The 22,611-nt window shown below is 48.2% G+C and carries 16 protein-coding genes; 9 read left to right on the forward strand and 7 right to left on the reverse strand.

Features of this window, described 5'->3' with window-relative positions:
* Positions 1-210: 210 nt before the first annotated feature.
* From HHL16_RS24500 to HHL16_RS24510, 3 genes are all read left to right on the forward strand, one after another.
* Positions 211-1,554, forward strand: a complete 1,344-nt coding sequence (locus HHL16_RS24500) for a TolC family protein (RefSeq protein ID WP_169428078.1) — start codon at positions 211-213, stop codon at positions 1,552-1,554.
* Between the two features lie 43 nt (positions 1,555-1,597).
* The gene (locus tag HHL16_RS24505; RefSeq protein WP_169428080.1) at positions 1,598-2,734 is read left to right on the forward strand and encodes an efflux RND transporter periplasmic adaptor subunit; all 1,137 of its coding nucleotides are present in this window, start codon (positions 1,598-1,600) and stop codon (positions 2,732-2,734) included.
* 68 nt (positions 2,735-2,802) lie between these two features.
* Positions 2,803-5,991 (forward strand): multidrug efflux RND transporter permease subunit, encoded by a 3,189-nt coding sequence (locus HHL16_RS24510; protein ID WP_169428082.1) that lies wholly within the window; start codon positions 2,803-2,805, stop codon positions 5,989-5,991.
* Between the two features lie 654 nt (positions 5,992-6,645).
* Here the strand turns inward: HHL16_RS24510 and HHL16_RS24515 are convergent.
* Positions 6,646-7,215: a DUF4256 domain-containing protein gene (locus tag HHL16_RS24515; RefSeq protein ID WP_169428083.1), complete on the reverse strand. Its 570-nt coding sequence runs from the start codon at positions 7,213-7,215 to the stop codon at positions 6,646-6,648.
* Between the two features lie 317 nt (positions 7,216-7,532).
* On the opposite strand from HHL16_RS24515, the gene aspA reads away from it, so the two are divergent.
* From aspA to HHL16_RS24530, 3 genes are read left to right on the forward strand one after another with little or no spacing between them, the layout of a single operon-like run.
* The gene (aspA, locus tag HHL16_RS24520) at positions 7,533-8,945 is read left to right on the forward strand and encodes an aspartate ammonia-lyase (RefSeq protein WP_169428085.1); all 1,413 of its coding nucleotides are present in this window, start codon (positions 7,533-7,535) and stop codon (positions 8,943-8,945) included.
* An 18-nt stretch (positions 8,946-8,963) separates the two neighbouring features.
* Positions 8,964-10,313: an anaerobic C4-dicarboxylate transporter gene (locus tag HHL16_RS24525; protein ID WP_169428087.1), complete on the forward strand. Its 1,350-nt coding sequence runs from the start codon at positions 8,964-8,966 to the stop codon at positions 10,311-10,313.
* A gap of 2 nt (positions 10,314-10,315) precedes the next feature.
* The gene (locus HHL16_RS24530; RefSeq protein WP_169428089.1) at positions 10,316-11,080 is read left to right on the forward strand and encodes a DUF2490 domain-containing protein; all 765 of its coding nucleotides are present in this window, start codon (positions 10,316-10,318) and stop codon (positions 11,078-11,080) included.
* An 8-nt stretch (positions 11,081-11,088) separates the two neighbouring features.
* Here HHL16_RS24530 and HHL16_RS24535 read toward each other — a convergent pair whose 3' ends face one another.
* The 5 genes from HHL16_RS24535 to HHL16_RS24555 all read right to left on the reverse strand — a co-directional run bounded on the left by HHL16_RS24535 (position 11,089) and on the right by HHL16_RS24555 (position 16,828).
* Positions 11,089-12,330, reverse strand: a complete 1,242-nt coding sequence (locus tag HHL16_RS24535) for a glutamate-5-semialdehyde dehydrogenase (RefSeq protein ID WP_169428090.1) — start codon at positions 12,328-12,330, stop codon at positions 11,089-11,091.
* A 23-nt stretch (positions 12,331-12,353) separates the two neighbouring features.
* Positions 12,354-13,388 carry a glutamate 5-kinase gene (gene proB, locus HHL16_RS24540; protein WP_169428092.1) on the reverse strand — a complete coding sequence of 345 codons (1,035 nt, stop codon included), beginning with the start codon at positions 13,386-13,388 and terminating at the stop codon, positions 12,354-12,356.
* A gap of 110 nt (positions 13,389-13,498) precedes the next feature.
* A complete protein-coding gene (locus HHL16_RS24545) occupies positions 13,499-14,146 on the reverse strand; it encodes a hypothetical protein (RefSeq protein WP_169428094.1) in 648 nt (215 codons plus the stop codon).
* A gap of 15 nt (positions 14,147-14,161) precedes the next feature.
* The gene (locus tag HHL16_RS24550; protein ID WP_240966326.1) at positions 14,162-15,607 is read right to left on the reverse strand and encodes an NAD(P)/FAD-dependent oxidoreductase; all 1,446 of its coding nucleotides are present in this window, start codon (positions 15,605-15,607) and stop codon (positions 14,162-14,164) included.
* Positions 15,608-15,793: 186 nt separating this feature from the next.
* On the reverse strand, positions 15,794-16,828 hold the full coding sequence (locus HHL16_RS24555; RefSeq protein ID WP_169428095.1) for a hypothetical protein: 1,035 nt from the start codon (positions 16,826-16,828) through the stop codon (positions 15,794-15,796).
* Positions 16,829-17,160: 332 nt separating this feature from the next.
* Between HHL16_RS24555 and HHL16_RS24560 the strand changes: the two genes are divergently transcribed.
* The 3 genes from HHL16_RS24560 (at position 17,161) to HHL16_RS24570 (ending at position 21,427) form a co-directional block, all read left to right on the forward strand.
* Complete coding sequence (locus HHL16_RS24560; protein ID WP_169428098.1) at positions 17,161-17,586, forward strand: hypothetical protein; 426 nt, start codon at positions 17,161-17,163, stop codon at positions 17,584-17,586.
* Positions 17,587-17,805: 219 nt separating this feature from the next.
* The gene (locus tag HHL16_RS24565) at positions 17,806-18,939 is read left to right on the forward strand and encodes a histidine kinase (protein WP_169428100.1); all 1,134 of its coding nucleotides are present in this window, start codon (positions 17,806-17,808) and stop codon (positions 18,937-18,939) included.
* Positions 18,940-19,060: 121 nt separating this feature from the next.
* A complete protein-coding gene (locus HHL16_RS24570) occupies positions 19,061-21,427 on the forward strand; it encodes an ABC transporter permease (protein WP_169428101.1) in 2,367 nt (788 codons plus the stop codon).
* An 87-nt stretch (positions 21,428-21,514) separates the two neighbouring features.
* Here the strand turns inward: HHL16_RS24570 and HHL16_RS24575 are convergent, their stop codons facing one another.
* Positions 21,515-22,609: a TlpA disulfide reductase family protein gene (locus HHL16_RS24575; protein ID WP_169428103.1), complete on the reverse strand. Its 1,095-nt coding sequence runs from the start codon at positions 22,607-22,609 to the stop codon at positions 21,515-21,517.
* Between the last annotated feature and the right edge of the window lie 2 nt (positions 22,610-22,611).

Below are 22,611 nucleotides of genomic sequence, written 5' to 3' on the forward strand. Positions count from 1 at the left end.
TTGATGATCAGGTTAAGAGGGGATTAAATCTAATGCGACCCTGCCGCTGATCCAGAAAAAAATTACAAAATCTAGTGACGTTCAATACCTTTGCCGTACCCCTTTCTCATTCTGAAGCTACTTTGCGAATCATCCACTCATCGGCTGCCCCCTCCGCATGACTGGAACAGGAATGTCTTTCTTTGTTCACGTAATAGATAAATGCGCTTTATGACAAAGTTGAATGCCATGGCTCAACACAAATGGAAAGTTATCATTCTGTCCTTTCTGATCTTACCACAATGGCTGCAGGCGCAGAGGCCTGCCGGTGATAGTCTTCTCGCAGAAGCTACACTCGATAATGTGATCCGTTATGCCATCAAAAACCAACCGGCCATTCAGAAAGCCCTCCTCAACGAGAGCATCACTGAAACAACCATAAAAAGCAAACTGGCCGACTGGTATCCTCAATTGAATTTCGCTTACAACCTGCAGCACAACTTCAAAGTGCAAACTGCAGTGATCGGCGGCAATCCTGTGAAACTGGGTGTGGACAATACTTCCAACCTTCAGTTCACTGCTACGCAGAACCTCTTCAACAGAGATGCGTTGCTGGCCAGCCAGACTGCAGGTGATGTAAGAAAGTTTGCGAAACAGAATACCGGCGCCAGCAAAATAGAGGTGGCTGCCAATGTTTCAAAAGCGTTCTACGATGTACTCGCCACCAAACAACAAATTAAGGTAACGGGCGAAGACATCACGCGACTGGAGCGCAGCCTCAAAGATGCCTTCCATGGCTATCAGGCAGGCGTAACCGATAAAACAGATTACAAGCGCGCCACTATCGCACTCAACAATACCAAAGCGCTTTTCCAGACAAATAACGAATTGCTGAAGGCCAAGATCGAATACCTGAAAGCGTTGATGGGATATCCTGTGAACGAAACGCTGAACATCAAGTACGATACCCTTCAGATGGAAAGTGAAGTTGTGCTCGATACCCTGCAGGCTGCCAACTACGGAGGCCGTATCGAATACCAGTTGCTCGAAACGCAGTACAAACTGCAACAGGCAAACCTGAAATACAACAAATGGAGTTTCATCCCTAACGTAGCTGCCAATGGCGCTTACAATTTCAATTTCCAGAACGATGAATTCAGCAAGCTCTACAACAAGAACTATCCCAATGCATTTGCAGCGCTCTCTGTAACCGTTCCGATTTTTCAGGGAGGAAAGAGAATTCAGAATATCCGTGCCGCTGAATTTCAGATGCAGCAGATCGAATGGGATATGCTGAGCCTGAAGAACAATATCAATGCAGAGTACTCGCAATCGCTTGCAGCATATAAAAGCAATCTCGCCAGCTATCTGGCGCTGAAAGAGAACCTGGGCCTGGCGCAGGAAGTATATGATGTGATCAATCTCCAGTATCGCTCCGGTGTGAAAACCTATCTGGAAGTGATCACTGCAGAAACAGATCTCCGGTCGGCACGCATCAATTATTACAATGCATTATACCAGTTGCTGTCGGCCAAGATAGATGTACAAAAAGCATTGGGACAGCTCAATTACTAAGACGAGACGAAAATTCATTCAAACACAAACACACACTTTCTATATGTTGATCCGACAAATTCAGCAATACGTAGGAATCAGTTGTCTGGTAATCATTGCTGCCTGTGGCGGCAATAAACAGCAGCAACCCGGAGGAATGCCACAAGGGCCCCAGGCTGTGAACGTAACTACATTCCAGGTAGAAGCTACCAGCGCCAGCTACAACGATCTTTATCCTGCCACTATCAATGCACTGGAGCAGACGGAGATCCGTCCGCAGGTGAATGGATACATAACAGGCATATTCTTCAAAGATGGCCAGCGCGTTTCAAAAGGACAAAAACTCTACAGCATCGACCAGCAGGCATATGAGGCAACTTATCAGCAGGCGCAGGCCAATGTTGCCGTACAGGAAGCCAATCTTGTGAAAGCACAGAAAGATGCCAACCGCTTTCATGAGCTGGACAAATACGACGCCATTGCCAAGCAACAGGTAGACAATGCAGATGCAGCGCTCGAAGCCGCCAAAAGGCAGGTGGAAGCAGCCCGCGCCAATGTACGCGCAGTGCAAACCAATGTGCGTTACACCACACTGCTGGCGCCATTCAACGGCACCATCGGCATCTCACTGGTGAAAGTAGGAACGCCGGTATATGCAGGACAAACCATCCTCAATACCATTTCTTCCAACGATCCCATTGCTGTTGACTTTCCGGTTGATCAAAGCAGCATCTATCAGTTCACCAAAATGCAGCAGGAAGGCAGCAAAGCGGGCGACACAACATTCAGACTCGCATTCGGGCAGGACATCTATCCTTTCAACGGAAAGATCAGCCTCATCGATCGCGCTGTTGATCCGCAGACAGGTTCCATCAAAGTGAGACTGGTATTCCCCAATCCGAAAGACATGCTGAAACCCGGAATGACAGGCACGCTCCGCGTAAACCGCACCAACAGCGATGCCGTAGTGATTCCGCATAAAGCTATCACAGAACAGCTCGGTGAATTCTTCGTATACGTAGTGAATGGAGATAAGGTAAGTCAGGTTAAAGTGCAGACCGGCCAGGCCATCGGCACCAACCTCATTGTGAAGAGCGGACTGAAACCCGGCGACGTAATTGTAGTGCAGGGTGTTCAGAACCTCCGCGAAGGAGCATCCATCAAAGTAGTGCCAGACACTACCGGTCAGAAGAAACCATAAGGAATTGTAATTGATAAGCGGATCATGCGACAGCTAAGCTTCCATGATCCTGGAAAAATGAGAAAACAATGATAGCGGATACTTTTATAAAACGGCCAGTTACTGCCATCGTGATCTCGATAGTGATAGTGCTGGTGGGGTTGATAGCCCTCACCACCCTGCCGATTGCGCAGTACCCGGATATCACGCCCCCGGCCGTGAGCGTTAGCGCCAACTTCACCGGGTCGGATGCCGAAACCATCGAGCAGACCACTACCACGGCCATCGAAACGCAGATCAACGGTACACCCGGCATGAGCTATATTTCCAGTAACAGCACCAGCGCCGGACAATCGAGCGTGAACGTTACTTTCGATATCGGCACCAATATCGACATCGCAGCCCTCGACGTACAGAACCGTGTGAGTGTTGCCGAACCTACCCTCCCCGATGTGGTGAAGAGACTGGGTGTAGTGGTGAGAAAACGTAACCCCAGCATTATGATGGTAATGGCGCTGTACTCACCCAATGGTACACACGATGCTACCTTCCTGGGCAACTACGCCAATATCTACGTTAAAGATGCCCTCCTTCGTGTGAAAGGGGTGGGTGATATCACTTCATTAGGAGATGATTTCTCCATGCGTATCTGGCTCAATCCCGATAAGCTCGCCAACCTGAAACTCACGCCCAACGAAGTAATGGCCGCACTCGCTGAACAGAACCTGCAGGTGGCAGGTGGTACCATCGGTGGTAATCCTCAGCCTAAAACGCAGACATTCGAATACAGCGTGCTCACCAACAGCCGCCTCAACCGTGTGGGCGACTTTGAAAATATCATCGTAAGAAGCAATCCTGCACAGGGTTCTATCGTATACCTGAAAGATATCGCCCGTGTTGAACTGGCGAAATTCAACTATGGCTTCAACGCCTACGTGAACGGCAAACGCGCCGCTTTCATGCTGGTGTATCAGGCTCCCGGCGCCAATGCCCTCGATACCTACGAAGGCATTATCAAAGCGCTGGACAAACTGAAAGAATCATTCCCTAAAGACGTCGATTATACCTCTCCGTTCGAAACGGTTTCTGTGGTGAAGGTATCTATAAATGAGGTGATCCATACATTGGTGGAAGCCTTGCTGCTGGTAACGCTGGTGGTATTCATCTTCCTTCAGAACTGGCGCGCTACCATCATTCCGATACTGGCGATCCCGGTTTCGATAATCGGTACATTCATCTTCTTCATACCACTCGATTTCACCATCAATACACTTACACTCTTCGGCTTCGTACTCGCCATCGGTATTGTGGTGGATGATGCCATCGTTGTGGTGGAAGCGGTGCAGCACTATATCGATCACGAAGGACTATCGCCGAAAGAGGCAACCATGGCCGCGATGAAGGATATCTCCGCGCCGGTAGTGGCCATCGCACTGATCCTTGCCGCGGTATTCGTTCCGGTAGGTTTTGTACCGGGTATCGTAGGGCGATTGTATCAGCAGTTCGCCATCACTATTGCGATATCGGTGCTGCTCTCGGCCTTTGTGGCGTTATCGCTCACACCGGCCCTGTGTATCCTGCTGCTCAAACACTCCAAAGGAGAGAACGATAAAAAGAACTGGCTCGAAAAATTCTTCGCAGCCTTCAACAGGTGGTTCGATCGCGTGAGCACCAAATACACACGCGGTGTAGGCAAATGGATCAAAGGCACTCCATACGTACTGGTGATGCTGGTATGTTTGTTTGTGGGACTCTTCTTCCTCTTCCAGAAAAAACCATCAGGATTTATTCCTACGGAAGATGAAGGAAGACTTTTCGTAACCTACGAAATGCCCGAAGCAACTTCCACTACACGAAGTGTGGCCATGCTCGACACCATTATGGCCCGCCTCCTGAAGATGCCCGCTGTAAAAGGCGTGGGTGGTGTAGCCGGATTGAACGCCATCAGCTTCTCCAACAAATCGAACATGGGTACCGTGTTCGTATCACTGAAAGATTGGGAGCAGCGTAAAGACAAAAAAGACCACGTAACCGGTGTGATCGGACAGATCATGGGAGGCATGGCTGATCTGAAAGAGGCGAGGATCCTCGCTATCGCGCCACCGGCCATTCCGGGCCTTGGGCAGACAGCCGGTTTTACGTTTGAATTGCAACAGACCACCAGTACCGATAATATTCAGCAGTTTGAAGCGGTGGCCAGAAAATTCCTCGGAGCTGTGAACCAGCGCCCGGAAATAGCCATGGCTTACACCTTCTTCAATACCAGAACGCCGAGCTACAAAGTGAATGTAGATCGTGAGAAAGCCAAGAAGCTGGGCGTGGCAGTGAACGATGTGTACAGCACTATGAGTACCTTGCTCGGTAGCTCGTATGTGAACGACTTCAACATTTACGGAAGAAACTTCCGTGTGATGGCGCAGGCCGACAGCAGCTTCCGATCAACACTCGAAAACCTCGGCAGTTATTTTGTGCGAAACAATCAGGGCAATATGGTGCCGCTGAGCTCGCTCATCACTTCGCAGGTGGTGGAAGCGCCCGCTGTGATTTCGCATTACAATATCTATCGTTCGATCGAGATCAACGGATCGCCCAAGCCAGGATTCAGTTCCGGTCAGGCTATCAAGGCGCTGCAGGAAGTGGCTGCACAGACACTGCCTGCAGGTTATGGGTATGATTTCTCCGGTCTGAGCCGTGAGGAGATCAAAGCCGGAAGCAGCACGGTCACCATCTTCATGGTATCGATCATATTCGTATTCCTCTTCCTGGCTGCATTGTATGAGAGCTGGAGTATTCCGTTCTCAGTATTGTTTGCAGTACCGATCGGGGCATTCGGATCGATCCTCACACTTACCTTCTTACCCAACCTGAGCAATAACGTGTATGCACAGATCGGTCTGATCACTTTGATTGGTCTGTCGGCGAAGAACGCGATATTGATTGTAGAGTTTGCGAAAGAACGGGTGGATCGCGGTATGGATATTCTGCACGCGACATTGCAGGCGGTGCAGCTTCGTTTGCGTCCGATCATCATGACCTCACTGGCGTTCATTCTCGGCGTACTGCCGCTGGCATTCTCATCTGGTGCGGGTTCCGAGGCACGTAAGACAATCGGCTGGACCGTATTCGGAGGTATGCTTGCCGCAACCACGCTGGCCATCTTTGTGGTGCCGGTGCTGTTTGTACTGATCACTAAATTATCATTCGGAAAGAATTTGAAGAAGTTACAGCAGAAAAGAGAGGAAGAAGCGAACATAGACAGGAATATTCAGCAGGGATAGGATTTGCTAATCCATCAACTATAAGGGGCGTACCGCATGCGGTGCGCTCTTTTTTTGTGGGATGTTGAACGCAATATTTGAGGACGGATTTTTGTTGAAGGTCGTTTACTGCAAAGGGTTATCCGGACAGTCCGCGAAATGTGCCGGGCAGCGTTGTGTCTCCGATGGGCTTTGGGAATGGAGGATTAAGCTGCAGGGCTATTCCGGGCTTTTGCGCAACACATTTCAAGGTCCGTGTCCGGATAACCCTTTGCAGCAGGTCGCTGAATGTGCGTGTTTGAATGATGTTACTTTTAAGGCTGTGCGATTACAAAAAAGAATGCCCGCAGTGGAAACTGCAGGCATTATACCCATAACAACAATTGCTGGCCAGCAGCAATATTTTCATCATATGTAGAGAGCGTTTCGCTCTTGAAATAATAGTCTACTAATTTTGTAGACTAAAGATACGGAGCATTTGCTTACCAGAAAAATATTGTCGGGAAAAATGCTGATATTTTTTTTCGGGCAGCTTGGGGAGTGTATGCCGTAAGCACATCCGATCAGCTGAAATACAAATGGGGATTGACTTTCATCCATCCCCATCTCATAGTATTCAGGTCTTTATGCAGGTATTGCGGCAAGCCGCAATACTGTTGGTTTATTTCAGCGCCTCTACACTTTCAGTAATCCTCTGAAAGACCTCGATGCATAGTAAGAATCCGCGCCATTGTGATACAGAAAAACATGATCGTATCGCTTGTCGCAGAAAAGCGCACCTCCCAGCTTTCTGATCGCTGCCGGAGTTTCGATCCAACTCGAAGTTTTTGTATCGAAGCTGCCCAGTTTTTGCAAAGCACGGTACTCTTCTTCGTTGAGCATCTTAATGCCCATTTCATCAGCCATGTTCACCGCACTGTCTTCAGGTTTATGTTGCTTTCTCGCTTCCAATGCTTCGTGATCATAACAGATACTCCGTCGTCCTTTGGGCGTTTCAGCTGAACAATCGCAGAAAATATACTCCCCCGTTTTCTTATCATACCCTATCACATCCGGCTCACCTTCGGTGGCTTCCATTTGGTGGATCGACCAGAGCTTTTCTGAATGCGCTTCGAGCTTTTTCAGTACGTCTGCCCATTCAATTCCTTTATGCCGGTTCTTGTTTTTATCGAATCGCGCCTGAAGGGTTTTGAGCAGTTCGTTGCGTTGTTCAGCGGACAACTTACGTGTTGTTGTTTTGGCCATGATGTTGATTTTTGGGTAAACAGGAACTTGTTTTGTTGCGTAGCTACCTGACTACAAATATAGGGCCAGCCATTGAATGCTTTCCGGATTCTTTCCTGTAAAACACCGGCATCCGGCCCGGATTATATGTTTCGCACCCCCACCCCAATTCAAAATAATTGATTACATTTATTAACAGGTATATCAAACGGTTACAAGCAACTCCCGCTCTGCTCTGCAATTTTTCCGAAACAAAGTTCAGGTCATCATCAGTAATACTCCCCTGCCCGTACCGCAGTACGATACTCTATTGCATTTATCCATTCAAACATATTCTCATGAGCAAAAATTTCAGGAAGGAACACGATTTCCTTGGAGAAAAACAAGTACCCAATAGCGCATACTACGGCGTTCAGACCCTGCGGGCCAAAGAGAACTTCGATATTACCGGCATTCCATTGAGCAATGAACCCCTGTTCATCAAAGCATTCGGTTATGTAAAGAAAGCAGCCGCCCTTGCCAACAAAGACTCCGGTGTGCTGGATAAAAAAATTACAGAAGCCATCGTGTACGCCTGCGATGAACTGATCGCAGGAAAATACGTGGACCAGTTCATCAGCGATCTCATTCAGGGTGGGGCCGGAACCAGCACCAATATGAATGCGAATGAAGTGATCGCAAATATTGGTCTCGAATACATGGGTTATGCCAAGGGCGATTACGAACACCTCCATCCCAACAACCACGTAAACTGCTCACAATCCACTAACGACGCCTATCCTACTGCATTCCGCATAGCGCTGTACTTCATCATCAACGACTTTACAGCAGCATTGACAAGATTGCAGCAGTCGTTCCTCAAAAAAGGAAAATCATTCAAAGATGTACTGAAGATGGGCCGCACCCAATTGCAGGACGCCGTTCCCATGACGCTCGGTCAGGAGTTCAATGCCTTCGCCACTACCATCGGGGAAGATGTGCAGCGCATGAAAGAAGTGCAGCTACTGATCACCGAAATAAATATGGGAGCCACTGCCATCGGAACCGGTGTGAACGCTCCAAAAGGCTACGCAGAAAAATGCGTAAAACATCTCGCCAAAGCCAGCAAAGTGCCCGTGAAGCTCGCAGCAGATCTTATCGAAGCCACTTACGATACCGGCGCTTATGTTCAGCTCAGCGGCACCATGAAACGTTGTGCAGTTAAGCTCAGCAAGATCTGCAACGATCTCCGGCTGCTCAGCAGCGGCCCGCGTTGCGGATTGCAGGAGATCAATCTTCCACCCATGCAGCCAGGTTCGAGCATCATGCCCGGAAAAGTGAATCCCGTGATCCCCGAAGCAGTTAACCAAACCTGCTTCTACGTGATCGGTGCAGATCTCACAGTAACCATGGCTGCTGAAGCCGGACAACTGCAACTCAACGTGATGGAACCCGTGATCGGTTTCTCGCTCTTCACATCACTCAAATACCTCACACGCGCCTGCGATATGCTTCGCGAGAAATGTGTGGACGGCATCACTGCCAATAAAGAACGTACCAAAGAAATGGTGATGCACAGCATCGGAATAGTTACACAACTCAACCCCATACTGGGTTATGAGAAATCTGCCGATATCGCCAAAGAAGCGCTCAAAACCGGAAAATCCATTCATGATATCGTAGTGAAAGAAAGAAAACTCATCACACAGAAAAAATGGGATGAGATCTACAGCATCGAAAATCTCATCAATCCGAAATTCATCAATCAGTAATCCAATACCTCACTGCCTATGCTTTGGATACAATTTGCTATTCTGCTGGCTGCTATCCTCATCGGTTCCCGAATGAAAGGGATCGGATTGGGTGTGATGGGAATGGTGGGGATGCTCATCTTCATTCTGATATTTCACATGAAGCCAGGCGACCCGCCGATCGAAGTGATGCTGATCATATTGAGCGTAGTGTCCGCCGCTGCCACATTACAGGCCGCAGGAGGAATGGACTACCTTGTACGATTAGCAGAAACTATCCTCCGGAAAAATCCATCACATATCGTATTCCTAGGTCCGTTGGTTACTTACTTCTTCACGCTGTTTGCAGGAACGGCGCATATCAATTATTCCATACTGCCGATCATTGCGGAAGTATCCACCAAGAAAAGGATCAGACCCGAACGGGCAATGAGCATTTCGGTGATCTCATCGCACCTGGCCATTACAGCAAGTCCGGTTTCAGCAGCTACTGCCACACTGCTTGGAATTGTGCGTGATGGCGGGTTTCAGCTCATCGATATCCTGAAAGTCTGTATCCCTGCCACCATCATCGGCACCATCGTTGGTACTATCAGTGTATTGAAGATGGGTAAGGATCTCGATAAAGATCCGGAGTTTCAGGAGCGAATGAAAGACCCCGAATTTGTGAAGCGGCTCGATCAGAGTTCAGAGTCCACGGCTCCATTGAAGCCCGGAGCCAAATTATCAGTGGCACTCTTCGGCATCGGCGTATTGCTGATCATCCTTTTCGGATCTTTCCCGCAGCTGCTGCCGAATTTCAGGGAGACGGAAAACTTCGTACCCAATTTCGCAGTAGGCGCCGACGGATCGATCCGCATGGCAGCGATGATCGAGATCATCATGCTTACCGTATCCGCATTCATCATCCTGCTTACCAAAACCAGTACAGCATCGGTTGCAAAAGCGAGCCTCTTCAGTTCCGCTGCACAGGCTACGCTCAGCGTATTTGGTGTGGTGTGGATGTCTGCCACATTCATGGACAATCACGTGGTGGCTATCGAAGCAGCTCTCGGATCGATGGTGCGCGACTTCCCCTGGACGTTCTCCTTTGCATTGTTCATATTCTCGATGCTGGCTTTCAGTCAGGCTGCCACTACCAAGGCACTGATGCCGCTCGGCGTGAGCCTGGGCATTGTGCCGCCACACCTGATTGCGATGTTCCCGGCAGCAAATGGTGATTTCTTTCTCCCCGGTTATCCAACGCTGTTAGCAGCGATTCAGTTCGACCCAACCGGTTCTACACATATCGGAAAATACCTGCTCAACCATAGTTTCATGCGACCGGGAATTGTGGCCATTGCCACATCCGTTGCAGCAGGTTTTATTCTGGCAGGAATTCTGTTATGAACATGAAGATTGTTTTCGTTTTTCTTTGCAGTTTGATTACCGGCTCTGTGATTGGTCAATCGCCTAAAAAACAGGTGAACGACCAATCGCAGAGCTGGTTTTCTGTAAACTCTACTTTTCGCCTCAACGAGAAGTGGGGAGTGGTAGGTGATCTGCATATCAGAAGAAGCAATTTCATGGCAGATCCGAATTTTTATTTCGTTCGCGCAGGAGCAGGATACTGGTTCAACAAGCAACTCAATTTTGTTGCCGGGTATGCGCATATGTGGCTGGCATCTGCAAAGAAAGGCGAGCGTGTATTTGTGAATGAAGACCGGCTCTATGGTCAATTAGCCTACAGCACAAAGCTTGGAAAACTCGCACTGCTGCATCGTTTCAGGAATGAACACAGATGGAAGGAATCGGTTGTGGGCGACGATCTTCCCAACAAAACAGGGTTCTCCACAAGGCTTCGTTATCTCATCAGTCTCACCTACCCTGTATTCAAAAATCCGAATCTGCCGCAGGCATGTTTGGCCAATGAGGTGCTGGTACAATTCGGTAAACCGATTGTGAACAATACTTTCGATCAGCTGAGATTATTTGCGGGAATCAGACAAACGCTGGGACGCGGATGGAGCTTCGATTGTGGGTATATGATGCTGTATCAGCAACGCGCATCGGGGTATCAGTACGATCGCAATCATACTTTCAGATTGTTCTTTTATTACACGTTGAATCCGAAACCGGTAGCGCCAGCTCCGGCTCCGGAATATGAAGACGAATGATGTACAATTTATCTCACCTGTCCATTGCCCCGCACCAGCCACTTTTCGGTAACCAGCTTCTCCAATGCAAACGGTCCGCGCGCATGCAGCTTCTGCGTTGAGATACCAATCTCTGCACCAAGTCCGAACTCTTCTCCATCAGTAAATCTTGTAGACGCATTCGTATACACCGCTGCAGCATCCACTTCATTCAAGAATCTTTCACAGTTCTTTTTGTTCTCCGACACAATCGCTTCTGAATGGCGTGTTGAATGCTCGCGGATATGCTCCAATGCTTCATCGATATCGCGTACCACTTTCACTGCACATTTCAAACTGAGGAACTCTCTTCCGAAATCTTCCGCTGTGGCTTTTTGCAGAAAAGGATATCCCTGCAATAATTTGTAGGCTTTAGGCTCTGCGAATATTTCAACGCCATGCTCCGCCAGCCTTGGATGTAATTTTTTGAAGAAGTCAGCTGCAATTGCAGCATCCACCAGAATTGTATCTGCGGCATTACACACCGATGGACGCGAAACTTTCGCATTCACTGCAATATTCAATGCCTTGCTGATCGAGGCTTCTTTTTCGATATACACATGACAAACGCCAGCGCCAGTCTCGATTACAGGCACCTGGCTGTTCTTCCTCACAAACTGAATCAAGGATTCAGATCCGCGGGGAATCAGCACATCCACGTATTTCGTAGCTGTGAAAAGTTCACTCACTACTTCTCTCTCTGAAGGAAGCAACGTTACACAATCAGGATCGAGCCGGTTATCCTTCAACACTTTTCTGATCAGCGCTACGGCTGCACGATTGGTATTGTCTGCTTCGCTGCTGCCCTTGAGCACACACGCATTGCGACTCCTGAGACAGAGCGCAGCGATATCGAAAGTTACATTTGGACGTGATTCATAGATGGCTCCTACCACTCCCAGTGGCACAGCCACACGCTCCAACAGCAAACCATTGCTGAGTTTGCGGCTCTCCAGCACTTTACCCGAAGGATCGGGCAGCTTGCTGATATTGCGGATGCTGGCAGCGATATTTTTGATGCGCTGCTCATTCAGCAGCAGTCTGTCGTTACGCGGATTATCGGGAGATTGCTTTGCAAGATCTTTCTTATTCGCACGTATCAGCACTTTTGCATTCGCTTCCAGCGCCTTTGCCATATCGGTGAGCGCCGATTTCAACTGCTTGTCTGTAGCGCGTTTCAGCGATACAGAGGCGTTGCTGGTTTTTTTTATCTGTGGTAAGATGGTGTTCATTACTGTTCAGTTCAATGCTTGTACTAAAATACAACAATGTCGTCTGCATGTGCAGCGATCACATTCTTCACTTTCAGGTTTTCTTTGATACTCGCTGCTCCCAGTTTTACTTTGGCAACACCGATGATGGTGCCTTCATCATCTTTCAGCTGCACCACTTCACCCTGTGTAAATTTCCCATGCACCTGCGCAATGCCCACTGTGAGCAGGCTGCGTCTTTGCAATACAGCTTTGGCTGCGCCGCTGTCAACGGAAATGCTTCCGAAAGTGATGCTGCCGCTGGCCAGCCATTTCTGGCGGGCTTTGAGATTGCTCTCTTGTGGCAGAAAGGTAGTGCCTTGTTCTCCGGCCAATGCTGATGCGAATGGCGCATTGCCTCTCAGCCCGGTGATGATCACTTTGATGCCGAGAGAATTGGCGAGTCGTGTAAAAGTCAGCTTGGACGTCATGCCACCCAAACCAAGGCTGCTCTTATCTGTGGTAACAAATCCGAGTATGTGGGTATCGATATTGGTTACGAGTGGAATGATCTTTTTCTCATCATCCATAAATCCGCCCACGGAAGTGCAGATGATCAGAGCCTCCGCATCAAAGCCAATAGCAATAAGGGTTGCAAGCTCATCGTTATCGGAGAACTTCAACTCCACATTGCTCACGAGATCGTTCTCATTCACAATCGGAATGATCTTGTTTGCCCAGAAGGTTTCGAATGTTTCTTTCAGTTGGAGAAACTGTGCACGTCTGCTGAAATGCACGCGTTCGGTAAGCGCCTGCGCTACCGGAATATCGTATGCGGTAAAATATTTCTGATAAAGACGAATGAGGATGGGATTGCCGATGGCGGCCGCCGCTTTTCTTTCTGTAAGCGTTCCCTTGTACTGCTTGATCAGCGATTTGCCGCTGCCAACTGCGCCACTGCTTACCAGCACTACGTTGTAGCGCTTCGATAAAGTCGCAATTTCCGCAGCTACTTTTTTGATGATGGCCTGACTGATCACGCCCTTGCTATCTGTGATCACTGCTGTTCCCAGCTTGATCACTAACACCGGTTTCTGCATGGTATAAAAAATAAAAAGGGTCAGGATAGAAATCCAACCCTCTTTTATAATCCAATATCCTATGAAAAACCATAGTATTAACGGAAAGAGGGAGGAGTTTATTGTTCCTGTTATTTCAAAATCCCTGAATCAACTACTCTGCGCAGGTACTTCTTGTCCTGAATGATCCAGGTTACTTCATAACTGCCGATCAGTTCCTTGTTCAGCATGTACACGTAAATGGTTCGTTTATCGGGAGAAAGGTACACACCGTTGTATGTTCGGGTGGTGCCTTTTTCGTCGTTGTAAGTGAAAACCGGACTGTACAGATCACCGTAGGCTTCCTTCGGGATCTGAACGGTGTCTTTGCCAATTGTCATTACCACCGAAGCGATGGAGTATTGCGGTGTAGCGCCATAGCTGCCGTAAAAGGGTTTGCCATCGATACGAACCACATGCTTCTTTTCACCGTACAATCCCATCTTATGTTTGCTTGCATCGAACGGACCAGACCTGATGGTTACTGCAATGCCATTGCCTTCAAAAGTGATGAAGTTGGCGCCATAGTCCACCGGCGGGATGGCCGGGAGCGGGCTCTTGTTCAGCCTGTCTTCCAACGCTGCCAGTGCAAAAGAAGCCACCTCACCTTTGAGGTCTTTCTCTGCCATTCTTGTATACCCTTCGGTTTTCTTTCTGTAATCGGGATACGTGTTATCGTCTTCCTGTGCAATTACCTGCATACTGCAACACATAAGCAGTAAACACCATACAAGTTTCATAGAATTAATTTGGTGCTAAGTTAACACATCTTTCAATGCCCGCTGAGCGGCGTGCAGACCACACATTCCATGTACACCGCCTCCGGGCGGGGTGGACGATGAGCAGATGTAGATGCCTTTGGCAGAAGTTCTGTAGGGAGAGAAGCGCAGCGCGGGTCTGGTGAAAATTTGACGGATATCAAGTATGCCTCCGTTGATGTCTCCACCGATATAGTTGGGATTGTATGCTTCCATGGCCTCCGTATCCATCACATGGCGTGCAAGGATGCGTTCGCGGAATCCGGGAGCAAATCTTTCCACCTGTTTTTCGATTATTTCGGTCATGTCTTTCCGTGAGCCTGATGGCACATGGCAGTAAGCCCATCCGGTATGCTTGCCTTCGGGCGCGCGGGTGTTGTCGATGATGCTTTGCTGTGCCAGCAGCACAAAAGGATGTTCGGGATGTATGCCATCCATCGTTTGCTGTTCGCTCCGCACAATCTCTTCGAGCGTATTACCGATATGCACGGTGCCTGCTTTACGGCATACATCCGCAGCAAAAGGAATCGGCGCATCCAATGCCCAGTCTACTTTGAAAACGCCCATGCCGTAACGATAACGCTCCAGCTGCCATTTGTATAAAGATGAAAAACGATGGCCGGCGATCGTCAGCAACTGTTTCGGTGTTATATCGAAGAGCACGGCTTTCGATGATGGCAATTGCGAAAGCGAACTGATGTATGTATTTGTCTGGATGGTTCCACCCAATGATTCGAAGTATGCACCCAGGGCATTGGCGATGGATTGCGATCCGCCTTTAGGTACTGGCCATCCTTTCAGATGTCCGGCTGCCATCAGCACCAATGCGATTGCGGATGTGGTTGCATTGCTGAGCGGCTGCATACTGTGTGCGGCCATTCCGGCCCATAACCCGCGCGCATCGCGGGTTTGAAAGCGATGAGCCAATGATGTGGCGGATTGTAAAGCCTTCAGCCCGAAGGAGGCCATCTTCAGCGGATACTTCGGAAAACTCAGCGGCCCCAGCACATCGGCAGCAATAGACGGCCAGTTGTTCACTACGGGTCTGATGAGTTGCAGGTAAGCCTGTTCGTCTTTTCCCAGTGCGGCAGCAGTCTGTTCCAAAGAAGGACTGAGCATGGCAGCAGTTCCATCATTAAAAGGATGGGCAGCCGCAACAGATGGATACAGAAATTCCAGTCCGAACTGATGCAGCGGCAGTTTGGAGAAAAACGGCGAGCCTGCCGCGAGCGGATGAATGGCCGAACAGATATCGTGATGAAATCCCGGCAATGTGCATTCCATAGTGCGCATGCCGCCGCCGATAGTAGGTTTGCCTTCGAGCAGCAATACAGATTTCCCGGCCTGCTGCAGACGTATTGCTGCGGCCAGTCCGTTGGGGCCAGCGCCCACCACTATTGCATCGTAGTCTGTTCTGTTCACTGCCTGAGTTGTTCTTCCCAATTTACTGCCAGATATCGAAACGGCCAGCATTTTTCGACAGAACTGCCTGCCACTGAACGGACGATGGTTCCGTACTTCCCTCAAAAGCCCATCCAATCGCTATTTCGAGGCCGATTGCGCGGAAGCTCAGGCACAAAAAAAACCGCCCCTTTCGGGAGCGGTCCACAACTATTTATGTCCGTTATCTTATTTCAGATTTGCTTTCAGCAGCTCGATTGCTTCTGTAGCATCTTTCTCTTCTGTAAGATCGAATACTGAAATGGTTTTGCCATCAACAGTAACGTTGGCATTGTTCACGATCTTTTCGATCTGCTCGTCGGTGAAGTTAGCTTTCAGTTGTTTACCGAAGCTGAAATCAGTGAAGGCTTTGATTTTGCTGTTGTCAGCGAAATCGGAGTTGTAGCGGCGCAGTTCAACCAGTGCTTCTACAGGACCTGCAGAAAGGTGAACACCGTTTACACCCTGAGATACTTCTGCCAGACCAAGTGCAGCCTGATTGTCGAGGAATTCGCGACGGAGGCTTCCTTTATTGGCAGTAGTTGGGTTGGTAGTTCCGATGAAGTTGTTGCGGGCATCGCTCCAGTTGAGATCGCCGCTGAGTGTCATTACAACGATGCTTCTTCCCTTCTCAGTGAAATGTTTCAGCTGACGTGGGTGGAAACCATTGATCACATATACTACTTCGCTGTCGATTTTGATATCTTCTGCATAAGTACCACCTGCGAGTTTCTTGTTCTCTTTGTTCTGCCAGAGGAAGTCGAGAGAATAAGCGTTGAACTGAGGATACTGATCGAGGAATTCAACACCACCGAGCAGTTTCACATCATTTACAGACTTTCCGTAGAGGCTGCTGAATTTCTCCACTGCTGCTTCAGAGAGGCTGTTCTTAGCATCAGAAGAGATCTTGTTGATTACACCATAGTGTTGGGCAATGATATTGTATTGCTCCAGGTATTTGGCAGAAAGTACTTTTACATTGTGGATGGTAAGACCGAAATGACTGATCCTTTCGCGCACCAGTTCCAGAACTGCTTCAATGTTGATGCTATCGCTGGCTAAAGTGATCTCAGGCTTGATAAAGAATAAGAACTCATTTTTACCAACAGGGGCAGCCGTATTGGAATAGACCTCTTCAAAGAAAAGTTTTTCTTCCTGTGCTTTTTTAATGCTGCCGATGATGCTGGCGGTGAGTTGATCGGCTGTAACCGTTGTATTGCTCATTGTTTTCTAAAAATTTTCGCAAAGATACCCGGTTTTTTTCTGATTTTCAGACCCTTTTTTTCCGTTGGGGATCATACGGTATTTGGCCCCAAACCCTTGCCAGACGGCCCTTTACATTTTCCGGGTAAGGGTTTACCATCCTGAAATATGCGTTTTTTTGGTTTGTGCCCTGGGTTTTGCGGGTGTATGTTTGCATTATCAAAATAACCACCCGGCCCAACGGTGTAGCTACAAAAAGCAGCAAGGTGCTGCGTTTCAGGCCGACTGAGTTTCCGATTGCCTCCATAGAAGCGATTCACTATTACGAACTGTAAACTTAAAAATATATTAACATGAAAAATGTTGCTAAAACCTCCATGTCTATTGTAGCCTTATTGGTTATCCTTACCCTTTCTTTCTCTACCTCTGCATTCGCAAACGGAGAAAAAGAAAAGGCTCCCAAAAACGAAAGCACCAACAGCATCGAGCTGAAACATATCGGTGATTATGAGAACCAGCCTATCTTTCAGCTGAATCTCACTACCTCTGAAGCTGATGAGTTCACCATCACACTGCGCGACAGCGATGGCAACCTGCTCTATGCCGACAAAATCAAAGGCACTGTTATTTCAAAGAAATTCCTTCTCACTACTCAGGAGATCGGAGATAATATTGTTACCATCGAAGTAAGAAGCAAGAAGAGTCCTAAAGCTGAAGTATACACGATTAACAGGAAACAGAATCTCGTAGAAGAAACTTACGTAACTAAGATCAGGTAACAAATTGTTAGGTTATTGTAGTTAAGAAATTAGTGTTTGAACGAAAAAGACTGCCCGTCCCCGGCAGTCTTTTTACGTTTAAAACAGTCCCGTCCCGTTATTCTGCAATCCATCGTCGAATTCAGTTGATTCGTCGCAAGCCACTGCTGCCAGCTGCCGCCATACTGTACTTTTGGCCGAAACGATACCAGGTTCAGTAATATCAGTAACTGAAAGGCAATGATTTGCAGCAATAGAAAAATCTACCGGAATGTAAAGGCGGCCGAGCTCACAGCATGGCTGCTCTATGTGCTGTTCTGGAGTGTGTTTTTCTATCTGGTGCTCGATATGAGCTATCATCCTAAAAATAAACTCACCTACGCCTATATCAATCTCATCGATTCTGCCATCAAGATCATTTTCACAATCCCGCTCTGGTGGCTCTTCATAGTAAAGCTGGCCAATGTTCCCCTACGCATCAAGCTGCTGCTGCATATCCCCGCATTGGCCGTTTTCTGTTACGTGTGGGTGCATGTGTATGGCTACACTATCACCAAACTCTGTCTCACTGTTTTTGATGTAACCACTTCCATGTGGGATGTTTATATCACGGCGCTTTTTTATTGCGGCGAATTCGCCGTATTTCATGGATACAATTACTGGCTTCGCACCAAAAAGCAACATATCCGCGAACAGGAACTGATGGAACTCAGCCACCGCAGCGAAATCAGGGCTTTGAAAGCGCAGATAGAACCGCATTTTCTTTTCAATACACTCAATAGCATCAGCGCTTCCGTACCGCCTTCACTCGAAGAAGCAAGAGTGTTGATTGCCAAACTCGCAGACACTTTCAGGTATGCACTGAAAGTGAGTGAACGCAGCGCCGTTCCTCTGGAAGAAGAGATCGGATTCGTGCGCACCTGGCTTTCACTCGAAAAACACCGGTTCGGAGAAAGACTGAAACTGGTGTATGATATCGACCCCGAAACCCTTTCCACATCTGTACCTCCGATGATTCTGCAGCCTTTGCTGGAAAATGCATTGCATCATGGGATCAGTCCACTTGTAAATGGTGGAACTGTTACCGTGAGTTGCCAGCTCGAAGAGGATCATGTTCGCATATCCATTTCCGATACCGGCATTGGTTACGATGGTCTGCTGACCGACCTGTTTCACAAAGGAGTAGGACTCAGCAATACCAGCAAACGCCTCGAATTGCTCTTTGGCGAACCGCTCAATATCAGCAGAAATACCACAGGCCTGCGGTTCACTTTCCGGATACCCATTTCCCAATCGGACAAAGAACAGGCCCTGTTTTATACGATGCCCAAATTATCAGGAACCCGCTCAGACAGGGTTTCATCCGAACAGTAATGAACGCAGACTGTTCCAAAACCGGACGAACAACCTACCCTCACATCTTCTTATTCGCTGATTTTCAATCCGCTGCATTTCCGGCACTTTGTTGGTAATTTTAGAAGTTCAAGTATCGTCTATGACTTCACACAGCCTGAAAATTACCTTCCGCAATATGTTCAGAAAGGGTTCCTGGAACCTGCTGAACATAGCAGGATTGGCCATTGGCATCACCTGCGCAGCACTCATTTTTCTATGGGTGGAAGATGAAACCAGTTACGACAATGTGCATCAGAAAAAAGAGCAACTCTACATCGCCACGGTGAATATGAAAACCGATGGAAGGATATTCACGCACAATTCCACACCCGGACCAATGGCGCCCGTACTTAAAGCGGAGCTCCCCGGTGTAAAAGAAGTTTGCAGAATGACCGAAGGGACTAGCACCTCCCTCTTCACCATCGGCAACAATGCGTTGTATGCAGATGGAAGATTTGCAGAGCCATCCGCCTTCAGCATGTTCACGCTGCCATTCGTAGAAGGCAATGCAGCAACGGCTTTCAGCCAGTTGCATTCGCTGGTGATCACGGAACGTACCGCCATTAAATTCTTCGGCACCTCCCATCAGGTTACCGGAAAGACCGTACGGATGAACAACAATCAGGATTACGTGATTGGTGGCGTAGTGAAAGACATCCCCACCAACTCAAGCATCAGCTTTGAATGGCTGGCCCCCTTTCAGCTGTTTTCCGATGAAAACCCCGGCGTAAAAAAATGGGATAATTTCTGCGTCAATACGTACGTTGAACTGGCGCCTGAAGCCGATGCAGATCAGGCCAACAAACTGCTCGCACAATTTGTGAAGCAACGAAATCCTGAAGGCAATTCATCCATCTTTCTCTTCGGCATGAAAGAATGGCGCCTCTACGACCAGTTTGAAAACGGTGTTCAAACCGGCGGAGGACGGATCACCTACGTGCGGCTATTCAGTTTCATTGCCTGGATCATTCTGCTGATCGCCTGCATCAATTTCATGAACCTCAGCACTGCCCGCAGCGAAAAGAAATCGAAGGAAGTGGGTGTTAGAAAAGTATTGGGGGCAGGCCGGTCCGGACTGATTGGCCAGTTCATCAGCGAGACCATGTTCATGAGTTTCATTGCAGCCATACTCGCCGTACTACTGGTTACGATGCTGCTGCCTGCATTCAATACTCTCGTGCAAAAAGACCTGAGCATATCCTTGAACAATCCCAGGCATATTTTTTCATTGCTGCTCATCAGTGTGGTATGCGGATTGGTGGCGGGCAGTTATCCATCTTTCTACCTTTCTTCTTTCAATCCCATTGCGGTTTTCAAAGGAACGGGAAAGCGTCAGGGCAGCGCCACTTTTATCCGAAAAGGACTGGTGGTACTGCAGTTCAGCGTTTCTATCATCCTCATCATCTGTACCGTGATTGTGTATCAGCAGATCGATCACGCCAGAAACCGTGAGCTCGGATTCGAAAGAAAAAAACTCATCGCTATGGATGTTCAGGGCGATATGGTGAAACACTTCGATGCCATCGATCACGATCTCCGGATGAGTGGCCTCATCAGCAGCACAGCGCTTAGCGATCATAATACGTTAACAGCAGGAAACAATACCACCGGCTTTTCGTGGGAAGGAAAAGACCCGGACAAAATAGTGCTGATCAGTGTGAGAGTGGTAACAACTGATTTCCTCCATACATCAGGAATGAAGCTGGCGGAAGGAAGAACTTTCGAAAACAATCCTTCCGATACACTCAATGCAGTGATCACGGCTTCATTTGCAAAACTGATGGGCGGCAACTCCGCCATCGGAAAGATCATCTACGACGACAATGTGCCTGTGCTCCGTGTAATTGGTGTAGTAAATGATTATGTGTATGGAGATATTTACAGCAACGCAGACCCCGTGGTGTTTGTCTGCAATAAAACACATGCAAACGCTGTGATGTACATGCGGATGTCTGAAAATGCAGATGCACAGCGAACACTGGCTACCATTGAATCTGTGATGAAGAAACATAACCCCGGATATCCCGTGTATTTCAGGTTTGTGGAAGACCAGTTCAATGCCATGCTTGGCAGTGAATTGCTGATAGGGAAACTCTCCAGAATATTTGCTTCGCTCGCTATTCTGATCTCCTGTTTGGGTTTATTTGGACTGGCTGCGTTCACCGCTGAACGCCGCACCAAAGAGATCGGTGTACGAAAAGTGATGGGAGCAAGCACAACAGGCATCACCACTTTACTGTCGAAAGATTTCCTGAAACTGGTGATCATCGCCGCCGTGATGGCGTTCCCTGTTGCATGGTATGCCATGCATCGGTGGCTGCAACAGTTCAACTACAGAGTGTCTGTGCAGGCATGGGTATTTGTAGCGGCAGGAGTACTGGCAGTGATCATTGCGTTGCTGACGATCGGCTTCCAGTCTGTGCGGGCAGCGAAAATGAATCCGGTGAAAAGCCTGCGTACCGAATAAAACCTTTTCCTTTTAATTACACTAAGAAAAGAAGGCCATCTGAATTCAGACGGCCTTTCTTTTTTGGTACACCTTTACGGGCTGGGACTATTGTTTAGCAATCCATTCTTTGATTGCATCCATATCAACATTTGCAAGCACGATCTTTCCTGATGGATCGATCAGAAATTTCTGAGGCACTGCTCCTACTGCGTAATTCTTTGCTGTGGCCGATTTCCAGCCATCCTGATCTACCACCTGCTCCCAAGGGAGCTGATCTTTTTCAACAGCTTTCAGCCAGGCTTCCTTCTTTTCGTCGATGCTGATGCCGAGAAAAACAATATCCTTTCTGGTGAGGCTGTTGTAATAAGCAAGCAGGTCCGGATTTTCTTTGCGGCAGGGACCGCACCAGCTGGCCCAGAAATCGATCACCAGATATTTGCCACGGAAGTCCGTAAGACTTTTGTTCTTGCCGTTCTTATCGGGCAAAGTGAAGGCCGGAGCAAGCTGCCCCGGCTGCACTTTTTTCCAAACTGCAAGACGGTTATTGATGATGGTAAGGAAATTATTGGTGACTTTCTTTTTGTTAATGGTAGCAGCCAGTTCTTTCATCTCTGTAAAACTGAACTGATAGTAATTTGAATACAACAGGTAACTGCCGATAGCATTGGCTGAATTTTCGCTGATCAGTTTGCGGAGCAACTCTGCCTCCTGCTTCTCTGCATTCAGTTCCATGTTGCGATAGAATTGCAGACTGTCGGTTCGCTGCTCTTTCTGAAGACGCGCGATTGCAAAACCTGCAATGCGCTTTTGCTCATATACAACCGCCTGAGCTTCCTGCACTTTATTCCATTGCTGCTGCAACTTACCGCCTCGAATAGCAGGTCTGATAAGCCTTCCGGAGGTATGCAGTGTTCCATCCACCTGATATACGGTATCGCTTAACGCAAAGAAAGTAAGCGGGAATTCGTATTTGCCATACTGAAACCGAACGATGCTGGCATTGCCAATTTTTCCTTTCAGTGAAAAAGAACCGTTGATGATCGATGCAGAATCGAACAACACCCAGTTTTCTCCGGATGGTTTCAGCAGGTATACTTTCGTTTCTTTCGCGTTGCTGATAGTGCCGTTTACAGTATAGGCAGATGCGGTTAACGACACAGCAGACAGGAGGGTCAGTGCAGGAATTAATTTTCTCAGCATGC

The organism is Pseudoflavitalea sp. G-6-1-2, from assembly GCF_012927185.1.
GTDB lineage: Bacteria > Bacteroidota > Bacteroidia > Chitinophagales > Chitinophagaceae > Pseudobacter.

Coding starts and splice junctions, on each gene's coding strand:
- HHL16_RS24500 (WP_169428078.1), top strand. CDS start 211: ATGACAAAGTTGAATGCCATGGCTCAACACAAATGGAAAGTTATCATT.
- HHL16_RS24505 (WP_169428080.1), top strand. CDS start 1,598: ATGTTGATCCGACAAATTCAGCAATACGTAGGAATCAGTTGTCTGGTA.
- HHL16_RS24510 (WP_169428082.1), top strand. CDS start 2,803: ATGATAGCGGATACTTTTATAAAACGGCCAGTTACTGCCATCGTGATC.
- HHL16_RS24515 (WP_169428083.1), bottom strand. CDS start 7,215: ATGGCCAAAACAACAACACGTAAGTTGTCCGCTGAACAACGCAACGAA.
- aspA (WP_169428085.1), top strand. CDS start 7,533: ATGAGCAAAAATTTCAGGAAGGAACACGATTTCCTTGGAGAAAAACAA.
- HHL16_RS24525 (WP_169428087.1), top strand. CDS start 8,964: ATGCTTTGGATACAATTTGCTATTCTGCTGGCTGCTATCCTCATCGGT.
- HHL16_RS24530 (WP_169428089.1), top strand. CDS start 10,316: ATGAAGATTGTTTTCGTTTTTCTTTGCAGTTTGATTACCGGCTCTGTG.
- HHL16_RS24535 (WP_169428090.1), bottom strand. CDS start 12,330: ATGAACACCATCTTACCACAGATAAAAAAAACCAGCAACGCCTCTGTA.
- proB (WP_169428092.1), bottom strand. CDS start 13,388: ATGCAGAAACCGGTGTTAGTGATCAAGCTGGGAACAGCAGTGATCACA.
- HHL16_RS24545 (WP_169428094.1), bottom strand. CDS start 14,146: ATGAAACTTGTATGGTGTTTACTGCTTATGTGTTGCAGTATGCAGGTA.
- HHL16_RS24555 (WP_169428095.1), bottom strand. CDS start 16,828: ATGAGCAATACAACGGTTACAGCCGATCAACTCACCGCCAGCATCATC.
- HHL16_RS24560 (WP_169428098.1), top strand. CDS start 17,161: ATGAAAAATGTTGCTAAAACCTCCATGTCTATTGTAGCCTTATTGGTT.
- HHL16_RS24565 (WP_169428100.1), top strand. CDS start 17,806: ATGATTTGCAGCAATAGAAAAATCTACCGGAATGTAAAGGCGGCCGAG.
- HHL16_RS24570 (WP_169428101.1), top strand. CDS start 19,061: ATGACTTCACACAGCCTGAAAATTACCTTCCGCAATATGTTCAGAAAG.
- HHL16_RS24575 (WP_169428103.1), bottom strand. CDS start 22,609: ATGCTGAGAAAATTAATTCCTGCACTGACCCTCCTGTCTGCTGTGTCG.